Origin of the sequence: Pseudomonas sp. FP2254 (assembly GCF_030687695.1) — a bacterium.
Taxonomy (GTDB): Bacteria; Pseudomonadota; Gammaproteobacteria; order Pseudomonadales; family Pseudomonadaceae; genus Aquipseudomonas; species Aquipseudomonas quebecensis.
In genome coordinates this window covers 28,777-51,172 of sequence record NZ_CP117444.1, presented here as the reverse complement: position 1 = coordinate 51,172, position 22,396 = coordinate 28,777, and the positions used below count along the sequence as shown (strand labels likewise).

At 60.9% G+C, this 22,396-nt stretch carries 25 protein-coding genes; 10 read left to right on the top strand and 15 right to left on the bottom strand.

Annotated features, from left to right (window positions below; all coding sequences use genetic code 11):
• Position 1: 1 nt before the first annotated feature.
• Positions 2-754, bottom strand: coding sequence for a gluconate 2-dehydrogenase subunit 3 family protein (locus tag PSH94_RS00250; RefSeq protein WP_181077447.1), 753 nt, complete (start codon positions 752-754; stop codon positions 2-4).
• A gap of 284 nt (positions 755-1,038) precedes the next feature.
• On the opposite strand from PSH94_RS00250, the gene PSH94_RS00245 reads away from it, so the two are divergent.
• Positions 1,039-1,695 (top strand): tyrosine-protein phosphatase, encoded by a 657-nt coding sequence (locus PSH94_RS00245; protein ID WP_305436045.1) that lies wholly within the window; start codon positions 1,039-1,041, stop codon positions 1,693-1,695.
• A gap of 58 nt (positions 1,696-1,753) precedes the next feature.
• On the opposite strand, the gene PSH94_RS00240 is transcribed toward PSH94_RS00245, so the two are convergent.
• Complete coding sequence (locus PSH94_RS00240) at positions 1,754-2,026, bottom strand: YheV family putative zinc ribbon protein (RefSeq protein ID WP_181077450.1); 273 nt, start codon at positions 2,024-2,026, stop codon at positions 1,754-1,756.
• Positions 2,023-4,122, bottom strand: a complete 2,100-nt coding sequence (prlC, locus tag PSH94_RS00235; RefSeq protein WP_181077451.1) for an oligopeptidase A — start codon at positions 4,120-4,122, stop codon at positions 2,023-2,025. Before prlC ends, PSH94_RS00240 begins: the two co-directional genes overlap by 4 nt.
• A 54-nt stretch (positions 4,123-4,176) precedes the next feature.
• Between prlC and PSH94_RS00230 the strand changes: the two genes are divergently transcribed.
• Both PSH94_RS00230 and PSH94_RS00225 read left to right on the top strand, forming a co-directional pair.
• Complete coding sequence (locus PSH94_RS00230; RefSeq protein WP_181077452.1) at positions 4,177-4,719, top strand: gamma carbonic anhydrase family protein; 543 nt, start codon at positions 4,177-4,179, stop codon at positions 4,717-4,719.
• Positions 4,716-5,375, top strand: coding sequence for an HAD family hydrolase (locus PSH94_RS00225; protein WP_181077453.1), 660 nt, complete (start codon positions 4,716-4,718; stop codon positions 5,373-5,375). The genes PSH94_RS00230 and PSH94_RS00225 overlap by 4 nt, the downstream gene beginning before the upstream one ends.
• 66 nt (positions 5,376-5,441) lie before the next feature.
• On the opposite strand, the gene PSH94_RS00220 is transcribed toward PSH94_RS00225, so the two are convergent.
• On the bottom strand, positions 5,442-6,485 hold the full coding sequence (locus tag PSH94_RS00220; RefSeq protein ID WP_181077454.1) for an aminopeptidase: 1,044 nt from the start codon (positions 6,483-6,485) through the stop codon (positions 5,442-5,444).
• A gap of 109 nt (positions 6,486-6,594) precedes the next feature.
• Here PSH94_RS00220 and PSH94_RS00215 point away from each other — a divergent pair, with 109 nt between their 5' ends.
• Positions 6,595-7,017: a hypothetical protein gene (locus PSH94_RS00215; protein ID WP_181077455.1), complete on the top strand. Its 423-nt coding sequence runs from the start codon at positions 6,595-6,597 to the stop codon at positions 7,015-7,017.
• Here PSH94_RS00215 and PSH94_RS00210 read toward each other — a convergent pair whose 3' ends face one another.
• Together PSH94_RS00210 and PSH94_RS00205 are read right to left on the bottom strand one after the other, a co-directional pair.
• Complete coding sequence (locus tag PSH94_RS00210) at positions 7,018-7,257, bottom strand: DUF1161 domain-containing protein (RefSeq protein WP_305436044.1); 240 nt, start codon at positions 7,255-7,257, stop codon at positions 7,018-7,020.
• Positions 7,258-7,402: 145 nt separating this feature from the next.
• The gene (locus tag PSH94_RS00205) at positions 7,403-7,834 is read right to left on the bottom strand and encodes an OsmC family protein (RefSeq protein WP_181077456.1); all 432 of its coding nucleotides are present in this window, start codon (positions 7,832-7,834) and stop codon (positions 7,403-7,405) included.
• A gap of 217 nt (positions 7,835-8,051) precedes the next feature.
• On the opposite strand from PSH94_RS00205, the gene PSH94_RS00200 reads away from it, so the two are divergent.
• Entirely contained in the window at positions 8,052-9,053 is a 1,002-nt protein-coding gene (locus PSH94_RS00200; RefSeq protein WP_181077457.1) for an LLM class flavin-dependent oxidoreductase, read from the top strand.
• 63 nt (positions 9,054-9,116) lie between these two features.
• On the opposite strand, the gene PSH94_RS00195 is transcribed toward PSH94_RS00200, so the two are convergent.
• Complete coding sequence (locus tag PSH94_RS00195) at positions 9,117-9,341, bottom strand: DUF1161 domain-containing protein (protein WP_181077459.1); 225 nt, start codon at positions 9,339-9,341, stop codon at positions 9,117-9,119.
• Between the two features lie 113 nt (positions 9,342-9,454).
• Complete coding sequence (locus tag PSH94_RS00190; protein ID WP_076952195.1) at positions 9,455-9,670, bottom strand: dodecin; 216 nt, start codon at positions 9,668-9,670, stop codon at positions 9,455-9,457.
• Positions 9,671-9,826: 156 nt separating this feature from the next.
• On the opposite strand from PSH94_RS00190, the gene PSH94_RS00185 reads away from it, so the two are divergent.
• Positions 9,827-10,153, top strand: a complete 327-nt coding sequence (locus tag PSH94_RS00185; RefSeq protein WP_034101663.1) for a YqjD family protein — start codon at positions 9,827-9,829, stop codon at positions 10,151-10,153.
• On the opposite strand, the gene PSH94_RS00180 is transcribed toward PSH94_RS00185, so the two are convergent.
• Positions 10,126-11,046: a LysR family transcriptional regulator gene (locus tag PSH94_RS00180; protein ID WP_305436043.1), complete on the bottom strand. Its 921-nt coding sequence runs from the start codon at positions 11,044-11,046 to the stop codon at positions 10,126-10,128. The two genes, PSH94_RS00185 and PSH94_RS00180, sit on opposite strands and share 28 nt — an antisense overlap.
• A gap of 110 nt (positions 11,047-11,156) precedes the next feature.
• Here PSH94_RS00180 and trpB point away from each other — a divergent pair, with 110 nt between their 5' ends.
• The 3 genes from trpB to PSH94_RS00165 all read left to right on the top strand — a co-directional run bounded on the left by trpB (position 11,157) and on the right by PSH94_RS00165 (position 15,027).
• Positions 11,157-12,383 carry a tryptophan synthase subunit beta gene (gene trpB / locus PSH94_RS00175; protein ID WP_181077462.1) on the top strand — a complete coding sequence of 409 codons (1,227 nt, stop codon included), beginning with the start codon at positions 11,157-11,159 and terminating at the stop codon, positions 12,381-12,383.
• Complete coding sequence (gene trpA / locus PSH94_RS00170) at positions 12,384-13,193, top strand: tryptophan synthase subunit alpha (RefSeq protein WP_181077464.1); 810 nt, start codon at positions 12,384-12,386, stop codon at positions 13,191-13,193.
• 175 nt (positions 13,194-13,368) lie between these two features.
• Positions 13,369-15,027, top strand: a complete 1,659-nt coding sequence (locus PSH94_RS00165) for a BBE domain-containing protein (RefSeq protein WP_305436042.1) — start codon at positions 13,369-13,371, stop codon at positions 15,025-15,027.
• A gap of 67 nt (positions 15,028-15,094) precedes the next feature.
• Here PSH94_RS00165 and PSH94_RS00160 read toward each other — a convergent pair whose 3' ends face one another.
• The 6 genes from PSH94_RS00160 to PSH94_RS00135 form a co-directional block, all read right to left on the bottom strand.
• The gene (locus tag PSH94_RS00160; RefSeq protein ID WP_181077467.1) at positions 15,095-16,405 is read right to left on the bottom strand and encodes an MFS transporter; all 1,311 of its coding nucleotides are present in this window, start codon (positions 16,403-16,405) and stop codon (positions 15,095-15,097) included.
• A gap of 113 nt (positions 16,406-16,518) precedes the next feature.
• On the bottom strand, positions 16,519-17,667 hold the full coding sequence (gene dgoD, locus PSH94_RS00155) for a galactonate dehydratase (RefSeq protein ID WP_181077468.1): 1,149 nt from the start codon (positions 17,665-17,667) through the stop codon (positions 16,519-16,521).
• 47 nt (positions 17,668-17,714) lie between these two features.
• Positions 17,715-18,335, bottom strand: coding sequence for a 2-dehydro-3-deoxy-6-phosphogalactonate aldolase (locus PSH94_RS00150; RefSeq protein ID WP_305436041.1), 621 nt, complete (start codon positions 18,333-18,335; stop codon positions 17,715-17,717).
• 1 nt (position 18,336) lies between these two features.
• Positions 18,337-19,302 (bottom strand): 2-dehydro-3-deoxygalactonokinase, encoded by a 966-nt coding sequence (locus tag PSH94_RS00145; RefSeq protein WP_253509864.1) that lies wholly within the window; start codon positions 19,300-19,302, stop codon positions 18,337-18,339.
• Between the two features lie 167 nt (positions 19,303-19,469).
• A complete protein-coding gene (locus PSH94_RS00140) occupies positions 19,470-19,796 on the bottom strand; it encodes a DOPA 4,5-dioxygenase family protein (protein ID WP_181077474.1) in 327 nt (108 codons plus the stop codon).
• 31 nt (positions 19,797-19,827) lie between these two features.
• Positions 19,828-20,778, bottom strand: a complete 951-nt coding sequence (locus tag PSH94_RS00135; protein ID WP_266245231.1) for a LysR family transcriptional regulator — start codon at positions 20,776-20,778, stop codon at positions 19,828-19,830.
• Positions 20,779-20,881: 103 nt separating this feature from the next.
• Between PSH94_RS00135 and betC the strand changes: the two genes are divergently transcribed.
• On the top strand, positions 20,882-22,396 hold the full coding sequence (gene betC, locus PSH94_RS00130) for a choline-sulfatase (RefSeq protein WP_181077477.1): 1,515 nt from the start codon (positions 20,882-20,884) through the stop codon (positions 22,394-22,396).

The window sequence follows — 22,396 nt, the reverse complement described above, 5'->3', positions numbered from 1 at the left end:
TTTATGCCCTCTCGCCGCGGATGGAAACTGCCGGGAAGGGGTATTGCTCGTTGCGTTCCACCCAATCCATGAAGTCGGCGCGCGCGCCGGGGAAGCCGATCAGGGTCCAGCCGACCATACCTTTATTGCCGCCGTGAATCGGGTCGCAGAAGAAACCTTCCTTGGTGTTTTGCAGCAACAGATTGAAGAACATCCTGGCCGGCACCGCCTCGAAATGGTCGGCCACTTCACCGCCGCCAGCTTCCAGGCGACGCAGCATGTCCTCCTGGGTAGCGCTGTCTTGAGCGGCAAAGACCTTGCCGTTGAACGCCTTGGACCATGCATCCGTCGCAGCAATGCCCAGGCGATAAATTTCCTTGGGCACCAGCTTGCTCTGCCAGCCCATCTCCGGTGCGGCATCGGCGTTGAACGGCCCCTGCATGTACCACAGCGCACCGCTGGCATAGGGCGTGTTCATCTGACGGTCGATGTACTCAGGCACACCCGCTTCAAGGGCGCCGGGGCCTTGGTCATCGGCAGGGATCAAGCGCGCGACTGCGGCGTGAATAAACGCCCATTCCTCAGCCGTGAAGTAGCTGGGTTCGTAGGCTTTTTCGCTAACTGCTGGCCTAGCCGGACTGGCCTGGACCGGTTCAGGCGTCGCCATCAGCATCGAACCACCCAAGCTGGTACTGGCAACCGTGACCACCGGGATCAAGGTCAAGGATTTGCGCAAAAAATCACGCCGGGGGTTGTCTTGATCTTGATCAGACATGGGTGCACCTCATCATGTGGTCACGGATTGATCAGCCGCTTCTAGCGAGCGGCTTGGGGAATATGAACAGCTATTGGATCCAACCTGTTCAGATAGATAGAACGCGGCTGTCATGAATAGTTACGAATGATAGCAGGCTAAGCATCAAGGGAATCGATTCAGCCCAGAAAACAGCGGCAGCGCTGCTCGCCGATCACGTTTCTTTGACGAACGCCTCACACGGCATTGACTCGACGTCACCCACTCTGACGACCACTCACCACCTCCTTTCGGTTACGTCGACCATGCTGAAACACCCCGTGTTACCTGCCCTGTGCCTGGCGCTCGTCAGTCTATTCGCCAATGTTTCTGTGCAGGCCGACGCAATCGTCACTTCCGTCCGGTCCCCCGAATGGGCCCAACCGATCGACGCTCACTACAACTTGCACCAGATGACGCCCACGCTCTACCGCAGCGGCTTGCCGGACAGCCGCGCGCTGCCTCTGCTGGAAAAACTGAACGTTGGCACCGTCATCAACTTCCTGCCCGAATCCGATGACAGCTGGCTCGCCGACTCCGATATCAAACAAGTGCAGCTGACGTATCGCACCAACCACGTAGACGATTCAGATGTATTGGCCGCATTGCGCGCAATCCGACAGGCAGAAGCCAATGGCTCGGTGTTGATGCACTGCAAGCACGGCTCGGACCGCACCGGCCTGATGGCGGCGATGTATCGGGTGGTGATTCAAGGGTGGAGCAAAGAGGATGCGCTGAACGAAATGTCGTTGGGCGGGTTTGGCAGCAGTAATGGCTTCAAGGACGGTGTTCGCTACATGATGCGCGCCGATATCGACAAATTACGCACTGCCTTGGCCACCGGGGATTGCAGCACCAGCGCGTTTGCGCTGTGTTCGATGAAGCAATGGATTTCCACGACAGGCAGTGAGCAGAAGGAGTAGAAACGGATCAGGCAGCAGCGGTCCGGTTGAATGGACGCGCCGCCTGCTCTGGGTGTGCTCAGTCCTTTTTCAACTTCGGATTTGGAAAGAATTGCACCGCCTGCACCTTTGGGTCCGGCACTTTCAGCGCTGAGGTATTAACCCGCGTGCCCAATTCCTTGGGCACCGACAAGCCTTGGTCATTGAGCGTATCGGTGTAGCCGCAGGCCACGCATTCGCGATGGGGCACGCTGTCCTCGGTCCACATTTTCAACTTATCCGGCTCGCTGCACGCGGGGCACACGGCCCCGGCGATAAATTGCTTTTTGGTGATCACAGGCCCTTCGCTCATGCTGCTGCATCCTCACTCAGGCCGCTGTGACGCAACAGTGCGTCAATGGACGGCTCGCGGCCGCGGAAATCGACGAACAGCACCATCGGCGCCTGGGAACCGCCACGCGCCAGGATCGCATCGCGGAACGCACGGCCGGTTTCAGCATTCAGCACGCCTTCTTCTTCAAACTTGGAGAAGGCATCCGCCGACAGCACTTCGGCCCATTTGTAGCTGTAATAACCCGCTGCATAACCACCGGCGAAGATGTGCGCAAAGCTGTTGGGGAACCGGTTGTAGGCCGGCGGACGCATGACCGAAACCTCGTCACGTATGCCTTCAAGCACCTGGGCCACGCTGCGACCATCGCCATGAGTGGCATGCAATTCGAAGTCGAACAGCGAGAACTCCAGTTGCCGCACCATCATCAGGCCGGACTGGAAGTTCTTCGCCGCGAGCATCTTTTCCAGCAGGTCCTGGGGCAGTGGTTCGCCGGTTTCATAGTGGCCGGAGATCAGCGCCAGGCCTTCCGGCTCCCAGCACCAGTTCTCCATGAACTGGCTCGGCAACTCCACCGCATCCCACGCCACGCCGTTGATCCCGGAGACACCGGCGTGTTCGACACGGGTCAACAGGTGGTGCAGGCCGTGGCCGAATTCGTGGAACAGCGTGGTGACTTCATCATGGGTCAGCAGAGCAGGCTTGCCGCTGTCGGCCGGGGTGAAGTTGCACACCAGATTGGCCACCGGGCTTTGCAGCACGCCATCGACAGTGCGGCGACGGTCGCGCGCACCGTCCATCCAGGCACCGCCGCGCTTGTTGGCGCGGGCGTACAGGTCAAAGAAGAAGCGCCCGACGTGCTGGCCGTTTTCCTTGATTTCAAACAGGCGAACGTCCGGGTGCCAGGTGTCGAAGCCTTTTTGCTCGGCGATCTCGATGCCATACAGGCGCTGCACGATAGCGAACAGGCCGCTGAGCACCTTGTCGATCGGGAAGTAGGCGCGCAGGGCTTCCTGGGAAACGCTGTAGCGCTGCTCGCGCAGCTTTTCGCCGTAATACCCGCTGTCCCAGCTCTGCAAATCGGCGCAACCCTGTTCGGCGGCGTAGGCCTTGAGCTGCTCCAGATCCTGGGCTGCAAACGGCTTGCTGCGCTTGGCCAGGTCACGCAGGAAGCTCAGCACCTGGTCGCTGGACTCGGCCATTTTGGTGGCCAGGCTCAGTTCGGAGAACGAGGCGTAGCCCAGCAGGCTGGCCAGTTCCTGACGCAGATCCAGGATCTGTTCCATCACCGGGCCGTTATCGTTCTGGCCGGCATTCGGGCCCTGATCCGACGCACGGGTGCAGTAGGCAGCGTAAATTTCTTCACGCAGGGCGCGGTCCTGAGCGTAGGTCATCACCGCATAGTAGCTAGGGAATTCCAGGGTGATCAGCCAACCGTCGAGGCCCTTGGCCTGAGCGGCGGCGGCCATCTGCGCCTTGGCCGAGTCGGTCAGGCCAGCGAGGGTGGCTTCATCGGTGACGTGCTTGGTCCAGGCCTGGGTAGCGTCGAGCAATTGGTTGGAAAACTTGCTGCCCAGCTCGGAGAGTTTGCTTTGCACTTCGGCATAACGTTTTTGCTGCTCGGGCGGCAGATCGATACCCGACAGGCGGAAGTCGCGCAGGGAGTGTTCCAGGATGGTTTTTTGCGCCACGTCGAAGCCTGCGGCTTCCGGGCTGTTGGCCAAGGCTTCGAAGGCCTGGAACAACTCGCGATTCTGGCCCATTTCAGTGGAATAAGCACTCAATGCCGGCAGGCACGCCTCGTAAGCTTCACGCAGTTCGGCGCTGTTGCACACGGCGTTGAGGTGGCTCACCGGGCTCCAGGCTGCGCCCAGGCGGTCATTAAGTTCATCCATAGCCAGGACCAGGCCTGCCCATGTCGGATTTTTCCCTTGGCTTTGCAGGATGCCTTCGATGGCAACGCGGTTGTCGGCGAGGATCTGTTCGATGGCCGGCTGAACGTGCTCGGCACGGATCGCCGAGAACGGCGGCAGGTCGTAGGGCTGCAGAAGAGGGTTGTTCGCGCTCACGGTGGGCACCTTGGCTGGAGAAACATGTAAGAACAAAGATGGGGCCATCTTAATTACAATCAATGCCCACCGCAGCTATCAGCAGAAGAGAGAGAAGCTATCGTGACCCTTCGCACCTATCAGAACCACACGCCAACCCTGGGCGCCGGGGCTTTTGTCGATATGTCGGCGGTGGTGATCGGCGATGTCGAAATCGGCCCCGACAGCTCCGTATGGCCGCTGACGGTGATTCGCGGCGACATGCACCGCATCCGTATCGGCGCGCGCACCAGCATCCAGGATGGCTGCGTGCTGCACATCACCCACGCCGGGCCCTTCAACCCCGACGGTTTTCCGCTGCTGATCGGCGACGATGTGACCATCGCCCACAAGGTCATGCTGCATGGCTGTACGGTTGGCAGCCGTATTCTGATCGGCATGGGCAGCATCGTGATGGACGGCGCGGTGGTGGAAGATGACGTGATCATCGGCGCCGGCAGCCTGGTGCCGCCGGGCAAGACGCTGGAGAGCGGTTTTTTGTATGTCGGCAGCCCGGTCAAACAAGTCCGTGCGCTGACTGACAAGGAACGCGCCTTTTTCACCTACAGCGCAGCGAACTACGTGAAGCTCAAAGACCTGCACCTGGCTGAAGGATTCGACCGATGAGCCTGCATTACTCCACCGTGCTGTTCGACCTGGACGGCACCCTCACCGACCCGCGCGAAGGCATCACCCGTTCGATCCAGTACGCCCTCGCCAAGTTGGGTATCGATGAACCGGACCTGACCCGGCTGGAACATTTCATCGGTCCGCCGTTACTGCAAGCCTTTATGCAGTTCTATGACTTCGATGAAGCCAGGGCCTGGGACGCGGTGAATTACTATCGCGAACGCTTCAAGGTTACCGGGCTGTATGAAAACCGCGTATTTGACGGCGTGATGCCATTGCTGGAGGCACTCAACCAGCAAGGGCGTCAGTTGTACATCGCCACCTCCAAGCCGTGGGAATTTGCCCGGGAAATTGCCCGTCATTTCGACTTTGCCAAGCATTTCAAGGTGATTTACGGCAGCGAACTGGACGGCACGCGCACCGATAAAGTCGAGCTGCTTGCGCACCTGATGAAAGAAGAGGGCCTGGACCCGGCCAGCACCTTGATGATCGGCGATCGCAAGCACGACCTGATCGGCGCCCGCAGCAATGGGCTGGATTCGGCGGCGGTGGGGTATGGTTTTGGCAGCTTTGAAGAATTGAATGCCGAAGCGCCGACCTGGCATTTCGAGACATTGGCCGCGATGCACCGGGCGTTTTTGCAGCGGCCTTAAAAATCGTCATCGGGGGCAAGCTGTGCAGCCTAAAAAGGTGGGACGGGGCTTGCCCCCGATGAGGCCCTACAGACCCACACCCTCCAACTGCCTCAACGCAGCCTTACGCTGCACCACCGGCAACTCGCCCAACTTTTCCACCGCGGCGTAGAACTTCACCCAATCCCCCTGTTGCTGCGCAAACAACGCCGCAAACGCCGGCACCCATTGGTCATACAGCCCGAACGGCAACAGCCTTGCGTTGTTCATAGGTTGGTTGACCCAGGCGTCATAGCGTTTGTCACCGGCCCATTGGGTGTCGCGCAGTTGCCGGTAGTCGCGGCGCAATTGCTCGAACTGCGCCGCTTTGGCCTGACGCATCACGTCCGGGGCCAGAGGCTGCGCGTAGAGTTTTTCCAGGCGGTGACGGGTGTCCAGGATCAAGCGGATAAACTGGTCACGTTGCTGCGCCTGTGCATCGCTGAGCGGTGCCAGGCTGCGCGCAGCCCGCCACTGGCGGGTGCCTTCCTGCTCGACAAAGGTGGCAAAGGACTCGTTGAACTCAGTGTCGTCTTTCACATAGAAACGCTGGTGAGCGAGCTCATGAAAAATCAACGTGGCCAGCCGCTCGTCGCCCCAGTTCATCATCGAATTCATGATCGGGTCATCGAACCATCCTAAAGTGGAATACGCCTCCACGCCGCCGATTGCCACGTCCATGCCCTGTAACTTCAACACCGCCGCCTCGCCACGCGCCGCGCCCTGGTTGTAATAGCCGCGATAGGCCACACAGCCGGCGATGGGAAAGCAATGGTTTTGAGGCGTCAGAGAAAATTCCTGCGTGGCGAAGACATTCCAGACCACATAGGGACGGCCGATGTCTGCGTACAACCGGTAACTCAGGTTGTCAGGCAGGTGCAGGTGTTCGCTGGCGAAGGTGCGCGCTTTTTGTGCTTGCACCAGGTGGTCGCGCAGTACCTGCGGGCGCGTCGGGTCACTGATTACCTGAGCCACCGGCTCGCGGGCACGTAATAACTGCCATTGGCCGCTCGCCAATTGGCTGTAGTAACTGACGCTGGAGCACCCGCCGAGCAGCACGGCCAACCCCCCTGTAAGTAAACGCCTGATCATGTTCCGACTGCTCCTGGATACCCTGTGCGCCAGACTGGCGTGCCGCGCGGGAATTTTCCACGTCCAGAGGTGTTTATACTCAAACGTCCCCCTGCATTGAGACTTTGCCATGCGCCTGTTCTTAGTTGCCGTTGTTGCCTTGCTCTCGAGTGCCTGCACAACGACACCGGTACCGCCCGCCGACCCGCATCAGGCATGGGTCGATTTCATCACCCCCACACCAGGCGCCAAACTGTTGATGGCACAGCGTCTGGACGGCAAGAATCTCGAAGACGGACGCTACTTCCAGATACCAACCGGCGCCCACGAGCTGATGGTGCGCTTTGACTTTGAGGTACCGGCGGGTGGCGGGCTGGGAGGGCTCAGCCAGATGCAATATCGAACCTGCTTCATGACGTTGCAGTACGACCACTTCCAGGCTGGCCAACGCTATGTGCTGGAAGGCCGCTCGCTGGCCTTTACGCCCAACATCCGACTGTATGACTCCGCCCGCCAGTTGCTGGCAGAGGAACGCAGTGTGAACTGCCTCTGATCAGTCGTTGTTCTTCTGGTAGATGATGCGCTTGGTGCCGTTTTCGCACGAGCCAACAATCATGGCACTGTCGTGGTTCTTGGCTTCTTCGGTGGTGATGATTTCCAGGGTGTAGGACGGAATCGCCTTGGCCTGGATATTCACTTCGATCTCTTTCCTGAGCTCTTCACAATCTTTTGGAGCGGCCACGGCCGATGTGGCCAACACACCGCAGATGATCGCCAAGGCAAAACGTTTCATGGTTGAAGCTCCCTGAATGCATTGCGCACGAGTGTGCGCCTAGGCTGCATAGGGTATAGGACCACAGGTGCGAAACGGGAGTTCTTATTTAACGCAGCACAAAGTGGGGGAGCAGGCTTGCCCCTCCCACCTTGGACCTGTTGTGTCAGTTAACCAGCGTGCCATCCAGAGTGATGGTTGCATTCAGAACCTTGGACACCGGGCACCCTTCCTTGGCCTTTTTGCTCAATTCATCGAATTGCGCCTGGCTGGCGCCTGGGATCTTGGCTTTGAGCGTCAGGTGTACGGCGGTGATCGCAAAACCCCCTTCGACCTGATCCAGCGTCACGTCGGCCTGGGTGTCGATGCTGTCGGCCTTGAGGCCCGCATCGCCCAGAATCATGGAAAACGCCATGGAGAAACAGCCCGCATGGGCCGCACCGATCAGCTCTTCCGGGTTGGTGCCCTTGCCGCCCTCGAAACGGGCCTTGAAGCCGTAGGGCGCTTCGCGCAGCACACCGGTTTCGGTGGAGATGGAGCCCACACCAGTCTTCAGATCACCTTCCCAATGCGCGGATGCCTTTTTAACAATACTCATAGCTTTCTCCTCGAACGGTGGTTTTGCTTCAGTAAGGTTCTGAGGATAGATGCTCGGGCAAAGTTCATCTTGTAAGAGAAACCCAGCAGTTTAGTAGGAAATTTCAGGCCAGCTATTGAATCTCGGGTATATGCCCTCATTGCATGGAGGATGCACATGAAGCGGCAGGTTTTGGTTCGTCTTAAAAGCCTGCGCCCTCAATTGGAGAAGCAGGCTTATGAAATCGCTGTCCGACGTTAAGTTTTCCGCCCTCGACCTGGTGCCCGTACGCGCCAATGGTAGCCCGGCACAATCGCTGCGCAATTCCCTGGACCTGGCTCAGCATGTGGAAAAGTTCGGCTACAACCGTTTCTGGGTAGCCGAACACCACAATATGGACGGCATCGCCAGCTCGGCCACTTCGGTGTTGCTGGGGTATCTGGCCGGTGGCACCTCGACGATTCGTGTCGGTTCCGGCGGTGTGATGCTGCCCAATCACGCGCCGCTGGTAATCGCCGAGCAATTCGGCACCCTCGAAAGCCTGTACCCGGGCCGCATTGACCTGGGCCTGGGTCGCGCCCCCGGTTCCGACCAGATGACCGCCCGCGCCCTGCGCCGTGAGCGCTCCGGCAGCGCTGACGATTTCCCCGAGGACGTGGCCGAACTGATGGCCTACCTGGGCCCGCGCACCCCCGACCAACGGGTTATCGCCGTCCCCGGCACCGGTACCAACGTGCCTGTCTGGCTGCTGGGTTCGAGCCTGTTCAGCGCGCAACTGGCCGGCGAGCGTGGTTTGCCCTACGCCTTCGCCTCCCATTTCGCACCCCGTTTAATGCACGAAGCGATTCGCGTGTACCGCAATCACTTCAAGCCTTCGGCTGTGTTGGACAAACCCTACGTGATGCTGGGCATTCCGCTGGTGGCGGCCGATACCGACGAACAGGCCGATTACCTGGCGACCTCCGTCTACCAGCGCATTCTCGCGCTGATGCGCGGCCAAAGTCTGGTGCAGCGCCCACCGGTGAAAAGCATGGATGGCCTATGGCTGCCCCATGAAAAGGACGCGGTCGGCAGCTTCCTCGGCCTGGCCATGGTCGGCAGCCCGGCGAAGATTCGCGCCAAGCTCGAGGTGCTGATCGAACAGACCGGCGCGGATGAGTTGATCTTCACCTGCGACCTGTACGAGCACGCGGACCGGATTCATTCCTACGAGTTGCTGGCGCAGCTGATGAAGGGCTGACCTAACCCCAGTCGAAAAAAAACCGACGCACCCGCGTCGGTTTTTTATGTCTGCAACACGGGGTTAACCGCGTTTGTAGACGATTTCCTTGGTGCCGCCCTCGCAAGTGCCGACCACTTTGGCGTCGGTAGAAGCGCCTTTGTCGACGACTTCCAGCGAATAGCCCGAAGCCCCTTTGGCGTCGATTTTCGCCGCAATTTCACTTTTGAGGTCTTCACACGACTTGCCCGCCGCCAGGGCGGTACCTGCCAGGCTCAACAAACCTACGGCTAACAGAAGCTTCTTCATCCGTTACTTCCTTGCGCTGATCCAATAGAACGTGCCGACGCATTGGCATCGGCACCCGAACGTTGTAGCGCAGGTTATGGCAATCGGCCAGTCAGCAAGTTCAACTCACAGGATCAACTGCTGGCAATTCGGAATCCCACCTTCAGAGTGACCTGATAGTGGGCGACCTTGCCATCTTCGATATGACCGCGCGTTTCAGTCACTTCAAACCATTCCAGGTGCTTGAGGCTTTTGCTGGCCTCGGCCAATGCGTTCTGGATCGCATCCTCGATAGTGGTGGTGGACGAACCTACCAGTTCAACTTTTTTGTAAGTGTGGTGATCGGTCATGGGGTTTCTCCTGAGGGATGTTTAAGAAGCCTAGCAGTCAATATCCGTACTGCTTCAGGCGACCGTTCCTACCTGAAAGTTCAGATTTACTGCACTTTCTGAAAACCCAGCAGTCGGTATCTACACACGCCACTCAATCACTTCAGGAGAATCCACATGGCTAACACTTCTTTACGCAAAGCGTCGCTGGAAAGCATGGAAGCCGAGATTTCGAGCCTGCTCAAGTCCCTTGAAAGCCTCAAGGACGATGCGTCGGATGAGTCGCGCAAAACCTTGAAGGCCCTGAAAAGCAATGCCGAGAATGCGCTCAAGCACTCCCGTCATCTGATCACCGATGCCTATGAAGAAAGCAAAGTGAAATTGCGCGAAACCGGCGTGGCAACTCGCGATTACGCGCAAGAGCACCCTTGGACCACTGCCGGCGTTGCCGTTGGCGCGCTGGGTCTGCTGGCGGCTTACTTGCTGTGCAAGCGCGGTGACTGAATCGGTTGGCGCGACAGCTCTGTCTTGAGCCATTGCGCCAGCTGCCGGGCGCGCCCATCCGCGGCGCGCTTGGGTAGCCACAATGCCAGGTGCGCCAGGGTTTCGCTGAACCCCCAAGGCGCCACCAGGCGACCGGCCAGCAGATCTTGCGCCACCAGCGGCTGCGGCGCGATCGCCACCCCCAGCCCGGCCACAGCCGCCTCCAGCAAATAATACAAATGCTCGAACCCTTGCCCGTGCTTCAACGCATTCGGTGCGATGCCGTATTGCTGCGCCCAACTGGGCCACGCCTGGGGCCGTGACGTGGTGTGCAGCAGCGCTTCACCGCACAACGCCGACGCAGGCGCCTGACGCAGACGCTCATAACCGCTGAATCGCGGGCTCATGACCGGGCCGATACGCTCACTGGCCAACTCGTATACCTGCATATCGGCCGGCCACGGCGGTTCGGCGAACACCAGCAACGCATCCAACCCCGGACGACGCGGGTCCAGATCACCATCACCCGCCGACAAGTGCAGGCGCAGGTCCGGCAAGTCAGCGTTCAGGCGGCCAAGGCGCGGAATCAACCAGCGTGCCAGTAAACTGCCCGAACAGCCGAGTACGAAGGGGGCGTCGGCGCCGGTCTGGGTGAGTTCCGCACACACGTCTCTCAAACGCTCGAACGCTTCGCCGCTGGCATCGCGCAGCCGCACGCCCGCATCTGTGAGTTTAAGGCCACGCCCCTCCTTGACGAACAGGCTGACGCCCAAGTGTTCTTCGAGCACCTTCAATTGGCGACTGACTGCCCCGTGGGTCACATGCAGTTGCTCAGCGGCCTGGCTGACGCTGTTGAGGCGCGCGGTGGCTTCAAACGCGCGCAGGGCGTTGAGGGGTGGAAGGTCTCGGCTCATCTGTGAGTTTTCCTGACAGGTTGCAGCGATCTTATCGGTTTTCAGCCGCGGATGTGAGGGGTAGAGTGGCCCACATTGCTTCCCACACGAACTCTTTCCTGGAGCGTCCCATGACTCAGTCCCAGACCGACCTACGCAACGGCCCAGACGCCAGCGGCCTGTTTGGCGCGTTCGGCGGCCGCTACGTCGCTGAAACCCTGATGCCGTTGATCCTCGACCTGGCCCGCGAATACGAAGCGGCAAAGATTGATCCGGCATTCAACGAGGAATTGGCCTACTTCCAGCGCGACTACGTTGGTCGCCCAAGCCCGCTGTATTTTGCCGAACGTCTGACCGAATACTGCGGCGGCGCCAAGATCTACCTCAAGCGCGAAGAGCTGAACCACACCGGCGCGCACAAAATCAATAACTGCATCGGTCAGATCCTGCTGGCGCGACGCATGGGCAAAAAACGCATCATCGCCGAGACCGGCGCCGGCATGCACGGCGTGGCCACCGCCACGGTAGCCGCGCGTTTCGGCCTGCAATGCGTGATTTACATGGGCACCACCGACATCGAGCGCCAGCAGGCCAACGTGTTCCGCATGAAGCTATTGGGCGCCGAAGTGATTCCGGTGGTTGCCGGCACCGGCACCCTCAAAGACGCCATGAACGAAGCCCTGCGCGACTGGGTCACCAACGTCGACAGCACTTTCTACCTGATCGGCACCGTAGCGGGTCCACACCCATACCCTGCAATGGTCCGCGACTTCCAGGCCGTGATCGGCAAGGAGACCCGCACGCAGCTGCAAGCCCAGGAAGGCCGCCTGCCGGACAGCCTGGTGGCGTGCATCGGCGGCGGCTCCAACGCCATGGGCCTGTTCCACCCGTTCCTGGACGACAAGAGCGTGGACATCATCGGCGTCGAAGCGGCCGGCCACGGCATCGAGACCGGCAAGCACGCCGCCAGCCTCAACGGCGGCGTACCCGGCGTACTTCACGGCAACCGCACCTTCCTGTTGCAGGACGACGATGGCCAGATCATCGACGCCCACTCGATTTCCGCCGGCCTGGACTACCCCGGCATCGGCCCGGAACACGCCTGGTTGCATGACATCGGCCGCGTCCAATACACCTCGGTGACCGACGACGAAGCCCTCGACGCCTTCCACAAATGCTGCCGCCTGGAAGGGATTATTCCTGCACTGGAAAGCGCCCATGCCTTGGCCGAAGTGTTCAAACGCGCACCGACCTTGCCGAAAGATCACCTGATGGTGGTTAACCTGTCCGGCCGTGGCGATAAAGACATGCAGACCGTGATGCATCACATGGAACAGTCCCAGCAGGAGAAACACTAAATGAGCCGCCTGCAAACCCGCTTTGCGCAACTCAAGGAACAAAACCGCGCCGCCCTGGTGACTTTCGTCACTGCCGGCGACCCGGGTTATGACACCTCGCTGGCGATCCTCAAAGGGTTGCCCGGCGCCGGCGCCGATGTGATCGAACTGGGCATGCCCTTCACCGACCCGATGGCGGACGGGCCGGCCATTCAGCTGGCCAACATCCGCGCGCTGGAGGCCAAGCAGAACCTGGCGAAAACCCTGCAGATGGTGCGTGAGTTCCGCAAGGACAACGACGAAACACCGTTGGTATTGATGGGCTATTTCAACCCGATCCACAAATACGGCGTGCCTGCGTTCATCGCCGATGCCAAGAACGCCGGGGTAGACGGCCTGATTGTGGTAGACATGCCACCTGAGCATAACCGCGAGCTGTGCGACCCGGCGCAGGCCGCAGGCATCGACTTCATCCGCCTGACCACACCGACCACCGATGACGTACGCCTGCCGACCGTGCTCAACGGCAGCTCCGGTTTTGTGTATTACGTGTCGGTGGCCGGCGTGACCGGCGCCGGCGCCGCCACCCTGGAACATGTCGAAGAAGCCGTGACACGCCTGCGCCGCCATACCGACCTGCCGATCAGCATCGGTTTCGGCATTCGCACACCGGAACAGGCCGCCGCCATCGCCCGGTTGGCGGACGGTGTGGTAGTGGGCTCGGCGTTGATCGATCACATCGCCACCGCCGGCAGCGACCGGCAGGCTATCGATGGTGTGCTCAGCCACTGCGCAGCGTTGTCGGAAGGTGTACGTAACGCTCGTAAGTAAAGGCCTCAGGCTCCCGACTGATCTAGGCTAGGCTGAAGGTGGGCATTGCGCCCCACCTTCAACGCACTTCGTGCCTATTGCTGTCTAACCACCTCTGCAAGCCCCGCCGTTCTTGCGCTGTCGGTCGTTAAGTTAGTTGCATCAGAAGTCATTATCGTCTCCCACGGAGCACATCATGGCATTTGATCTCGTCCCGCCTTCAGACCCCCGTCATGCCGCCTTGCAGAAGGGTTTCAACCTGCGCTGGCCGCTGGGCAACGTCCAGGGCCAATCCTCGCCCAATGGCGCCAACCTTATCTACCTGTGCCACAACCCGCAGGACATCATCGACGCCGCCGCGCAAGCCTTGGCCATGCCCAATGGCCGCATCACGGTGCGAAGTGGCGGTCATTGTTATGAAGGGTTTGTCGCTAACGTGATGCCCGGAGTGCCGCACGAGAGCCTGTCGATCCTGGATATCGGGCAAATGAACCAAGTCGCCTACGACCCGTCCGGACAGATAGGGTCAATGCTGGTGCCGGGCTCACCTCGTCGCTACAGCGTCCGCCTGGAACCCGGTTGCCAGAACTGGGACACCACCGTCGCACTTTATAAGAGGGCAAATAAAACCCTGCCAAGCGGCTCCTGCTATTCGGTGGGGCTTGGCGGGCATATCTGCGGCGGCGGTTATGGGTTGCTGTCGCGCAAACACGGGCTGGTCTGCGACTGGCTGGACGGCGTTGACCTGCTGGTGGCCAACGTCGGTGGAACGGGCCTTGTGCCTGTGCATGTGTCCCGGGACAGCACCGATAGCGCTGAGCTGGACCTGTTCGCCGCTTGCTGCGGTGCCGGAGGTGGGCAGTTCGGCATTATTACCAGTTATTACTTCAAGGCCCTGCCACCGGCGCCCACTCAGGTGCTTTGGCTGGCATTGGAATGGGATTGGGCGCAACTGACCCGTCCGGCTTTGGAGCGCCTGCTGCGGGCCTATCAAAAATGGTTCGCGGACAATCAGGCAAACCCCAATACCTGGGGCCTGTCGACCAAGCTGGAGATGCGCCACCTCAATACCGGCAACGTGACGTTGGGTATTCACTATGTCGACAAGAACGGTCAACTCGATGACCGGGCACCCTTCGACGACTTCGTGCTCAGCCTACTGACCGCCGTGGGCGTGAGCCCGAGGCAGTCGCTGGTGCCGTTCCACGTGGTGCATCAACCGCGCGATGGGCAAAGGGGGCGCCGCATTACTTCTCTGCAGGATGCCCGAAAAGCGGCGCGGCAACTGGACTGGCTGTACGCCACCCAATCGCTCAACGGCTCCGGTGACAATCAACGCGGTCGCTATAAATCGGCGTATCAGAAAGGCGAATTCACCCAGCGCGTGCTGGATGCGATCTGGGCCACGCTGAACTGGCCGGACCCTGAGCAGCAGTTGACCCAGAGCCTGATCCAGATCCAATCGTTCGGCGGGCGCATCAACGAGATGGAAGGCCCGATCCTGGCGCAGACATCCGCCGCTCAGCGCTCCTCGTACCTCAAGTGGCAGCCGCAATGTTACTGGCACACGGCGGACGACGGGGCGGACCAGGCCCACGCCGACTGGATCCGTGGGCTTTTCAAAGCGGCATTCACCAACGGCGTGCCGGACGATCCGGAGTTCGAGGGCTGCTACATCAACTACCCGGACCTGGACATGACCTATCTCGGCGGCGATCCGGCGAATGGCAAGAACCCCTCGTGGTATGGGATCTTCTTCCCCAACACCATTATCGAGAGCCGCCTGCGCCGAACCAAGCAGCGATGGGACCCGTTGAATGTGTTCCGCAATGAAATGTCGGTGCCGCACGCGTAACAACGGGCGAGTCTGACGACTGTGACTGTGGCGAGGGAGTTGCTCCCTCGCCACTGCGATGACTGGCCTACAGCTCGATGCGCTCGACCTTGCCCACCAGCAGCACGTAGGACAAAGCCCCCAACAACGCCAGCACTGCGATGTAAGTGATCGCCGGCGCAAACGAATCACCGCTGGCGAGGAAGCCGATAACGATTGGCGTGGTAATCGCCGCTAGGTTGCCGATGAAGTTGAACACCCCACCGGTCAGGCCCAGCAACCGCGCCGGGGCGAGGGTGGAGACCAGCGACCAGGTGATCGAAGCCAGCCCATTGCCGAAGAACGCCACGGCCAGGAAGGCGATGACCAGCGGGGTCGATTCGACGAAGTTGGCGCCGATGATCGCCGTGGAGATCAGCAGCCCGCTGATGATCGGCAACTTGCGCGCAAAGCCCACGCTTGCGCCGCGACGGATCAGCCAGTCGGAAAACAGCCCGGAACACAGTACTCCGACGAATGCCGCGAGAAACGGCAGCGACGCGAGCATGCCGGACTTGATGAAGTCCATGCCGCGGTACTTCACCAGATACGTCGGGAACCAGGTCAGGAAGAACCACAGCGTGGAGTTCAGGCAGAACTGCCCCAGGTAAATCCCCCACAATTTGCGTTTGCTCAGGACAATCCCCAGGTCGACCCAGCTGAACGGCGCCTTGGTCTTGGCCGCTTGGGTGCTGAGGTCCACCAGCCCGCCGCCGTCGCGGATCAGGTCGATTTCGGCCTGGTTGATGCCTTTGAAATCACGTGGTTCGCGGTACACCGCGTACCAGATCGCCGCCCACAGGATGCCGACGCCACCGGTGACCACAAACACCATGTGCCAGCCATAGTGGTGCTGCAGCCAGGCCAGCACCGGCGTCAGAAACGCCAGCCCGACGAATTGACCGGAGGTGTAGAAGCCGATCGCCGTGGCGCGTTCACGCTCGGGAAACCAGCTGGTGACCACGCGACTATTGATCGGGTAGGCCGGCGCTTCCAGCGCACCGACCGCCATGCGCAGGACAAACAGGGCGATGAAGCTGGCGGCAAAGCCGAGCATGACGGTTGCAATGGACCACAGCAGCAGGGCCACGGTATAGAGGATGCGCGGCGGCACCCGATCCACCAGCCAGCCGCCGGGGATCTGCATGGCGGCGTAGGTCCAGCCGAACGCCGAGAAAATCAGGCCGACATGCACCGGGTCAATGCCCAGGTCACTGGTCAGGGCGGGGGCCGCAATCGACAGGTTGCTGCGGTCCAGGTAATTGATCACCACGGTGATAAACAGCAGCACCATGATGAAGTAGCGCTTTCGGCTGGGCGTGACTAAAGGAGCCTGCCCGGTCAAGGATTCAGGTTGCATGGGGGAAGTCTCTTCTTATGTTTATTGAGGACAAGTCTTACTGAAGAAATCGATTTGATATGGGAGGGGCTTGCCCCCTCCCAGATTTTTTACCGGGTGTCTTCAGATGAGCATCACCACTCGGCGAAACTGCCGTCGGCGTGGCGCCAGATCGGGTTGCGCCAGCGGTGGCCGATGGCAGCGCGTTCGATCACGTACTCTTCGTTGATCTCAATGCCCAGGCCCGGCCCGTTGGGGATCTTGACGAAGCCCTGGTCATAGTCGAACACGCCGGGGTCGCGCACGTAGTCGAGCAGGTCGTTGCTCTCGTTGTAATGGATGCCCAGGCTCTGCTCCTGGATAAACGCGTTGTAGCAAACCGCATCCAGCTGCAGGCACGCCGCCAGCGCGATCGGGCCCAGCGGGCAGTGCAGGGCCAGGGCCACGTCATAGGCTTCGGCCATGTTGGCGATCTTGCGCGTTTCGGTGATGCCGCCCGCGTGGGACGCGTCGGGCTGGATGATGTCGACATAGCCTTCGCTCAGCACACGCTTGAAGTCCCAACGCGAGAACAGGCGCTCGCCCAGGGCGATCGGGGTGCTGGTCAGCGGCGCCAGTTCCTTGAGCGCTTCGTAGTTTTCGCTGAGCACCGGCTCTTCGATGAACATCAGCTTGTACGGGTCCAGCTCCTTCATCAGCACCTTGGCCATTGGCTTGTGCACGCGGCCATGGAAGTCGACGCCAATGCCGACGTTGGGGCCGACCGCATCACGCACGGCGGCGACGTTGGCCAGGGCCAGGTCGACCTTTTCAAAGCTGTCGAGGAATTGCAGTTCTTCGGTGCCGTTCATTTTTACCGCAGTGAAGCCGCGGGCCACGGCGTCTTTGGCGGCGCGGGCGGTGTCGGCGGGGCGGTCGCCGCCGATCCAGGAGTACACGCGGATCTTGTCGCGCACCTGGCCACCCAGCAAGTCGCTGACGGACACGCCGAGGGCCTTGCCCTTGATGTCCCACAGAGCCTGGTCGATACCGGCCAGCGCACTCATGTGCACCGCGCCGCCACGATAGAAGCCGCCGCGATAGAGCACAGTCCAGATATCTTCGATGTTGCGCGGGTCTTTGCCGATCAGGTAGTCGGACAATTCTTCGACGGCGGCGGCCACGGTATGGGCGCGGCCTTCGACCACGGGTTCACCCCAGCCGGTCACGCCCTGGTCGGTTTCGATTTTCAGGAAGCACCAGCGAGGCGGGACGATAAAGGTCGTCAGTTTGGTGATTTTCATCTGTTATCTCTCTTGTAGATGCAGCGCCAGGGGCGCGGAACTTGAACTCAGCTCAGGGCTTTCCAGGCGGCGACATAAGCCTGGGCGCGGCTCGCTACCTGATCCACGGTCATACCCGGTTTGAACAACCCGGAACCCAGCCCGAACCCTTTGGCGCCGGCGTCGGTGAACACCTGCATGTTGTCCGGGGTAATACCGCCCACCGGCAGCAGCAACGTGCCCGCCGGCAATACCGCCAGCCACGCCTTGATCACCGCCGGGCTCATTTGCTCGGCCGGGAACAGCTTCAAGACGTCGGCGCCTTCGGCCAGTGCGGCAAAGGCTTCGGTGGGCGTGGCCACGCCCGGCGACAGGTACAGGCCAGCCGCCTTGGCAGCGCGCAAGACCTTGGCATCGCTGTGGGGCATGACGATCACCTGGCCACCGGCGGCCTTTACCTGCTCCACCTGCTCGGGCGTCAGCACGGTGCCGGCGCCGATCAGGCAATCGGCGGGCAGGCTGTCGCGCAGGGTGCGGATGCTGGTGTAGGGGTCCGGTGAATTGAGCGGAACTTCGATCACGCGAAAACCGGCGTCGTACAGCACCTGGCCGACCGCCTGGGCTTCGTCCGGGCGCAGGCCGCGCAGAATTGCGATCAGACCGTTTTGTGCGAGTGCTTGCTTGAGCATGTCAGGCCTCCGATACAGGTTGAGTGAGCCCGGCTGCCACGGCCAGTTGCCACAGGCCGTGCTCGGTGGCTTCTTCAGCCAAGCTGACATGGGCAAAACCGCAGAGGGCGAGGGCGCGTTGGTAGCGCGCGCATAAAGCGCCGGCGCCGACCAGAATGATCGGGGTGTGCCGGGCGCGGTCGGGCAGGCCGGACAGCTCATGACCGATCATCAGGCCGGAGAGGTAGTCCGGTTGCTGATCGGCCGCCAGTTCGCCGGTCAGGCCCAGGGTGCGGGCGCTGAACAGGGTCGACAGCAGACCGCGCTGGCCGTCCTGGGAGCGCGCCACTTGCACACCGCGATCAAAGGCGTCGGCCTGGAAGCGTTCGGGTGTCTGCTGCGTGCGGCCGAGGAGGCTGTGCTTGCCGAGAATCGCGAACACCTCGCCGGTCATGAAGGTATCGAAGTGGGTGATGCAGCCACCGACCACCTCGACCCACTTGGAGTGGCTGCCGGGCAGGCCGATCAACACTTCACCGCCGGTCGGCAGGCTGCGCAGCACGCCCAGCACCTGGGTTTCTTCGCCGCGCATCACGTTGGGCAAGCCGCCTTGCTCGATCACGCCGGGTACGATGTGTACCGTCACGCCACGCAGGCTGCGTACGGCGTGCAGGGCTTTGCCCAGGCTGGCAACGTCCACCGGCGTATTGCGATACGCCGCTTCACTCCAGCCCTGGGCGCTGCCAACCATGCCGCACGCAATCACCGGCAAGTGTGGCTCGGCGTCGAGCCAGTCACCACACGCCGTATCGAAGGCCAACTCAAACCCGTCGGCGCAGCGCACGCCGGCAATTTCCCGGGCTTCTGTGGGCAAATGCATGATGCCCGACGCCAGCGAGCGTTGTTCCAGCACCACGCCTGCGGGGCCGAGTTTGTAAGCACGAAGGGAGCTGGTTCCCCAATCGAGCGCGATCAATTGCGCCTGCATCGCTTCACCTGAAAATGAGTGGGTGCTGAAAAAAGCAGATGGGCGACTATAAACCTATGCCGTGAAATATCTCAATATATAAATATGACTCCCATATAGTGGGAAATTGACGAGCAAAGTCCTACAAACCCTCGGGAATGTCAGCACTTGCATCCTTCAAGAAGAGGTTAGAAAACCGACAGATCCAACTCGCGCATCGCCCCCATCCAGATCGCGTAGTCGGTGTGGTCCTTCAAGTCATCGCCGGTATTGGGATGCAGGAACACCACCAGCCCATTTCGATGCAGCGCCAGCCACGGCAGCATCACGCCGATGTATTCGGCGTCAAAGGCCAGTTGGCAGCTCCAGTCGGGGTGAGGGCCAACGGGGCGTTCATGCACGCGGCCCATGCGCAGCGGGAAGAGCTTGGCCGCGTCCTCGCACAAGGCGCGCGCCTGCTCGAGCGTGTTGGCATCAAAGTAGATATGAGCGTGATAACCCTTGATACGGTGCATGACCGGCTCCGATGACGACGTGCGCCAGATGCTAGACCGCAATCGAGGGCAGGGCCAGTCCGGTCAGCGATTGCGCGCTGCTGGCTTGCTCGGCCAGCAGCCAATCGACGAAGCGCTCCACCAGTTGCCCCCGGCGTTTGCGCTGCGGTTGCACCACGTAATAGCCAAAGCGCGAAATGACGGTGTCGCTGAACGGCCGGCACAGCCAGTTCTGTTCCAGCAGGTTATCCACCAAGTGACGCCAGCCAATGGCCACGCCCTGGCCGGCGATCGCCGCCTGGATCAGCAAGGTGTAGTTGTCGAAGCGCAACTGACCTGGCGTGGGCGCGGCGCTGAGGCCCAGCTCGCGAAACACGCCGCTCCAGTCGAACCACTGGCTGTTGTTTTCCTGGCGCAGGTGCAGCAGGGGGCAGTCGGGCAGGTCCTGCACGCTTATTCGCGTAGCCTGAGCCTTGAGCCACTGCGGGCTGCACACCGGGAAGACTTCCTCGTTGAACAACCACAGGCTGTCACCCTGCTTGAAGCGACCATCGCCGAACAGCACCGCCACGTCGATATCGCTGCGCAACGTGGCGTGGTTGCGTTCGCTGGTCACCAGGCTCACATCCACCTGCGGGTTGGCCTGGTGGAAGCGGTGCAGGCGCGGCATCAGCCAGTAGGCGGCGAAGGCGAAGTCAGTGGCCACTTGCAGCACTTCGTGCTGGCTATGCTGGGTGATAACACCCAAGCCTTGGTTGATCGCCTGCAAGCCGCCCTGAACGTGCTCGAACAACAGCGCGCCGGCGTCGGTCAGTTCGATGCCACGGTAGATGCGGTCGAACAGGCGGATCGCCAATTGTTCTTCCAGGCGCTTGATCTGCTGGCTGATCGCCGGCTGGGTGGTGCCCAATTCCATCGCCGCGGCGGTAAAACTGCGGTGGCGCGCAGCGGCTTCGAATGCGCGCAGCAAATCGAGAGACAAATCACCCAACGCTTCATACATAAGCTGTGCTTATCCTAGACATTGCAATTCATGGGCTTTACCCCGTTTTACGTGGGCCGCATGCTCATTGGCATAAACACCGCCTATGGAATGCCGATAACCCATGAAGCGCAAGAACATTCTTTTCATCATGGCCGACCAAATGGCCGCGCCGCTGCTGCCTTTCTACGGCGCCTCGCCGATCAAGTTGCCCAACCTCAGCCGTCTCGCCGCCCAGGGTGTGGTGTTCGACGCCGCGTATTGCAACAGCCCGCTGTGCGCGCCCTCGCGTTTCACCCTGGTCAGCGGCCAGTTGCCGAGCAAGATCGGCGCCTACGACAACGCGGCCGATTTTCCCGCCGATGTACCGACCTATGCCCACTACCTACGCCGCCTCGGCTACCGCACCGCGCTGTCGGGCAAGATGCACTTCTGCGGCCCCGACCAATTGCACGGCTACGAAGAACGCCTGACCAGCGACATCTACCCCGCCGACTATGGCTGGGCGGTGAACTGGGACGAGCCGCACGTACGCCCCAGCTGGTACCACAACATGTCCTCGGTGCTGCAGGCCGGCCCATGCGTGCGTACCAACCAGTTGGATTTCGACGAAGAGGTGGTGTTCAAGGCCCAGCAGTACCTGTTCGACCATATCCGCGAAGACGGCAATCAACCGTTCTGCCTCACCGTATCGATGACCCACCCCCACGACCCGTACACGATTCCCAAGCCGTTCTGGGATTTGTACGACGACGCTGATATCCCATTGCCTGCTACACCGGCCCAAGGCGATCTCGACCCGCATTCCCAGCGTCTGCTCAAGGTCTATGACCTGTGGAACAAGCCGCTGCCTGTGGATAAGATCCGCGACGCCCGCCGCGCCTACTTCGGTGCGTGCAGTTACATCGACAGCAATGTCGGCAAACTTCTGCAAACCCTGGCAGACACCGGTCTGGCCGACGACACCCTGATCGTGTTCTCCGGCGACCACGGCGACATGCTCGGCGAGCGCGGCCTCTGGTACAAAATGCACTGGTTCGAAATGGCCGCCCGCGTGCCGCTGCTGGTGTACGCGCCGGGGCAATTCGCGGCGGGCCGGGTCAGCGCCGCGGTGTCCACCGCCGACCTGTTGCCGACCCTGGTGGAACTGGCCGGTGGCGAACTGGACCCACGCCTGCCGCTGGACGGCCGCTCACTGGTTCCGCATCTGCAAGGGCAGGGCGGCCATGACGAAGTATTCGGCGAGTACATGGCCGAAGGCACCATCAGCCCGCTGATGATGATCCGCCGGGGTGCCTACAAATTCATCTACAGCGAGGACGACCCTTGTCTGCTGTTCGATGTACACAACGACCCGCACGAGCGGGAAAACCTCAGTCAGTCACCGGAACACCGAACACTGTTCGAGGCGTTTTTGAGTGAAGCGCGGGCTAAATGGGACATCCCGGCGATCCACCAGCAGGTGCTCGCCAGCCAACGCCGTCGGCGCCTGGTGTTCGAGGCGCTGACCCACGGCAAGCTGAAGAGCTGGGACCACCAGCCACTGGTCGACGCCAGTCAGCAATACATGCGCAACCATATCGACCTCGACGACCTGGAGCGCAAGGCACGTTATCCACAACCCTGCCAAGACCAATAA

Excerpts from the sequence above, each read along its gene's own strand:
- PSH94_RS00250 (WP_181077447.1), bottom strand. The coding sequence starts at position 754 with ATGTCTGATCAAGATCAAGACAACCCCCGGCGTGATTTTTTGCGCAAA.
- trpB (WP_181077462.1), top strand. The coding sequence starts at position 11,157 with ATGACTCAGTCCCAGACCGACCTACGCAACGGCCCAGACGCCAGCGGC.
- PSH94_RS00220 (WP_181077454.1), bottom strand. The coding sequence starts at position 6,485 with ATGATCAGGCGTTTACTTACAGGGGGGTTGGCCGTGCTGCTCGGCGGG.
- PSH94_RS00215 (WP_181077455.1), top strand. The coding sequence starts at position 6,595 with ATGCGCCTGTTCTTAGTTGCCGTTGTTGCCTTGCTCTCGAGTGCCTGC.
- PSH94_RS00200 (WP_181077457.1), top strand. The coding sequence starts at position 8,052 with ATGAAATCGCTGTCCGACGTTAAGTTTTCCGCCCTCGACCTGGTGCCC.
- dgoD (WP_181077468.1), bottom strand. The coding sequence starts at position 17,667 with ATGAAAATCACCAAACTGACGACCTTTATCGTCCCGCCTCGCTGGTGC.
- prlC (WP_181077451.1), bottom strand. The coding sequence starts at position 4,122 with ATGGCCCCATCTTTGTTCTTACATGTTTCTCCAGCCAAGGTGCCCACC.
- PSH94_RS00165 (WP_305436042.1), top strand. The coding sequence starts at position 13,369 with ATGGCATTTGATCTCGTCCCGCCTTCAGACCCCCGTCATGCCGCCTTG.
- PSH94_RS00140 (WP_181077474.1), bottom strand. The coding sequence starts at position 19,796 with ATGCACCGTATCAAGGGTTATCACGCTCATATCTACTTTGATGCCAAC.
- PSH94_RS00240 (WP_181077450.1), bottom strand. The coding sequence starts at position 2,026 with ATGAGCGAAGGGCCTGTGATCACCAAAAAGCAATTTATCGCCGGGGCC.
- PSH94_RS00160 (WP_181077467.1), bottom strand. The coding sequence starts at position 16,405 with ATGCAACCTGAATCCTTGACCGGGCAGGCTCCTTTAGTCACGCCCAGC.
- PSH94_RS00185 (WP_034101663.1), top strand. The coding sequence starts at position 9,827 with ATGGCTAACACTTCTTTACGCAAAGCGTCGCTGGAAAGCATGGAAGCC.
- PSH94_RS00150 (WP_305436041.1), bottom strand. The coding sequence starts at position 18,335 with ATGCTCAAGCAAGCACTCGCACAAAACGGTCTGATCGCAATTCTGCGC.
- PSH94_RS00245 (WP_305436045.1), top strand. The coding sequence starts at position 1,039 with ATGCTGAAACACCCCGTGTTACCTGCCCTGTGCCTGGCGCTCGTCAGT.
- PSH94_RS00205 (WP_181077456.1), bottom strand. The coding sequence starts at position 7,834 with ATGAGTATTGTTAAAAAGGCATCCGCGCATTGGGAAGGTGATCTGAAG.
- PSH94_RS00190 (WP_076952195.1), bottom strand. The coding sequence starts at position 9,670 with ATGACCGATCACCACACTTACAAAAAAGTTGAACTGGTAGGTTCGTCC.
- betC (WP_181077477.1), top strand. The coding sequence starts at position 20,882 with ATGAAGCGCAAGAACATTCTTTTCATCATGGCCGACCAAATGGCCGCG.
- PSH94_RS00210 (WP_305436044.1), bottom strand. The coding sequence starts at position 7,257 with ATGAAACGTTTTGCCTTGGCGATCATCTGCGGTGTGTTGGCCACATCG.
- PSH94_RS00145 (WP_253509864.1), bottom strand. The coding sequence starts at position 19,302 with ATGCAGGCGCAATTGATCGCGCTCGATTGGGGAACCAGCTCCCTTCGT.
- trpA (WP_181077464.1), top strand. The coding sequence starts at position 12,384 with ATGAGCCGCCTGCAAACCCGCTTTGCGCAACTCAAGGAACAAAACCGC.
- PSH94_RS00135 (WP_266245231.1), bottom strand. The coding sequence starts at position 20,778 with ATGTATGAAGCGTTGGGTGATTTGTCTCTCGATTTGCTGCGCGCATTC.
- PSH94_RS00180 (WP_305436043.1), bottom strand. The coding sequence starts at position 11,046 with ATGAGCCGAGACCTTCCACCCCTCAACGCCCTGCGCGCGTTTGAAGCC.
- PSH94_RS00195 (WP_181077459.1), bottom strand. The coding sequence starts at position 9,341 with ATGAAGAAGCTTCTGTTAGCCGTAGGTTTGTTGAGCCTGGCAGGTACC.
- PSH94_RS00225 (WP_181077453.1), top strand. The coding sequence starts at position 4,716 with ATGAGCCTGCATTACTCCACCGTGCTGTTCGACCTGGACGGCACCCTC.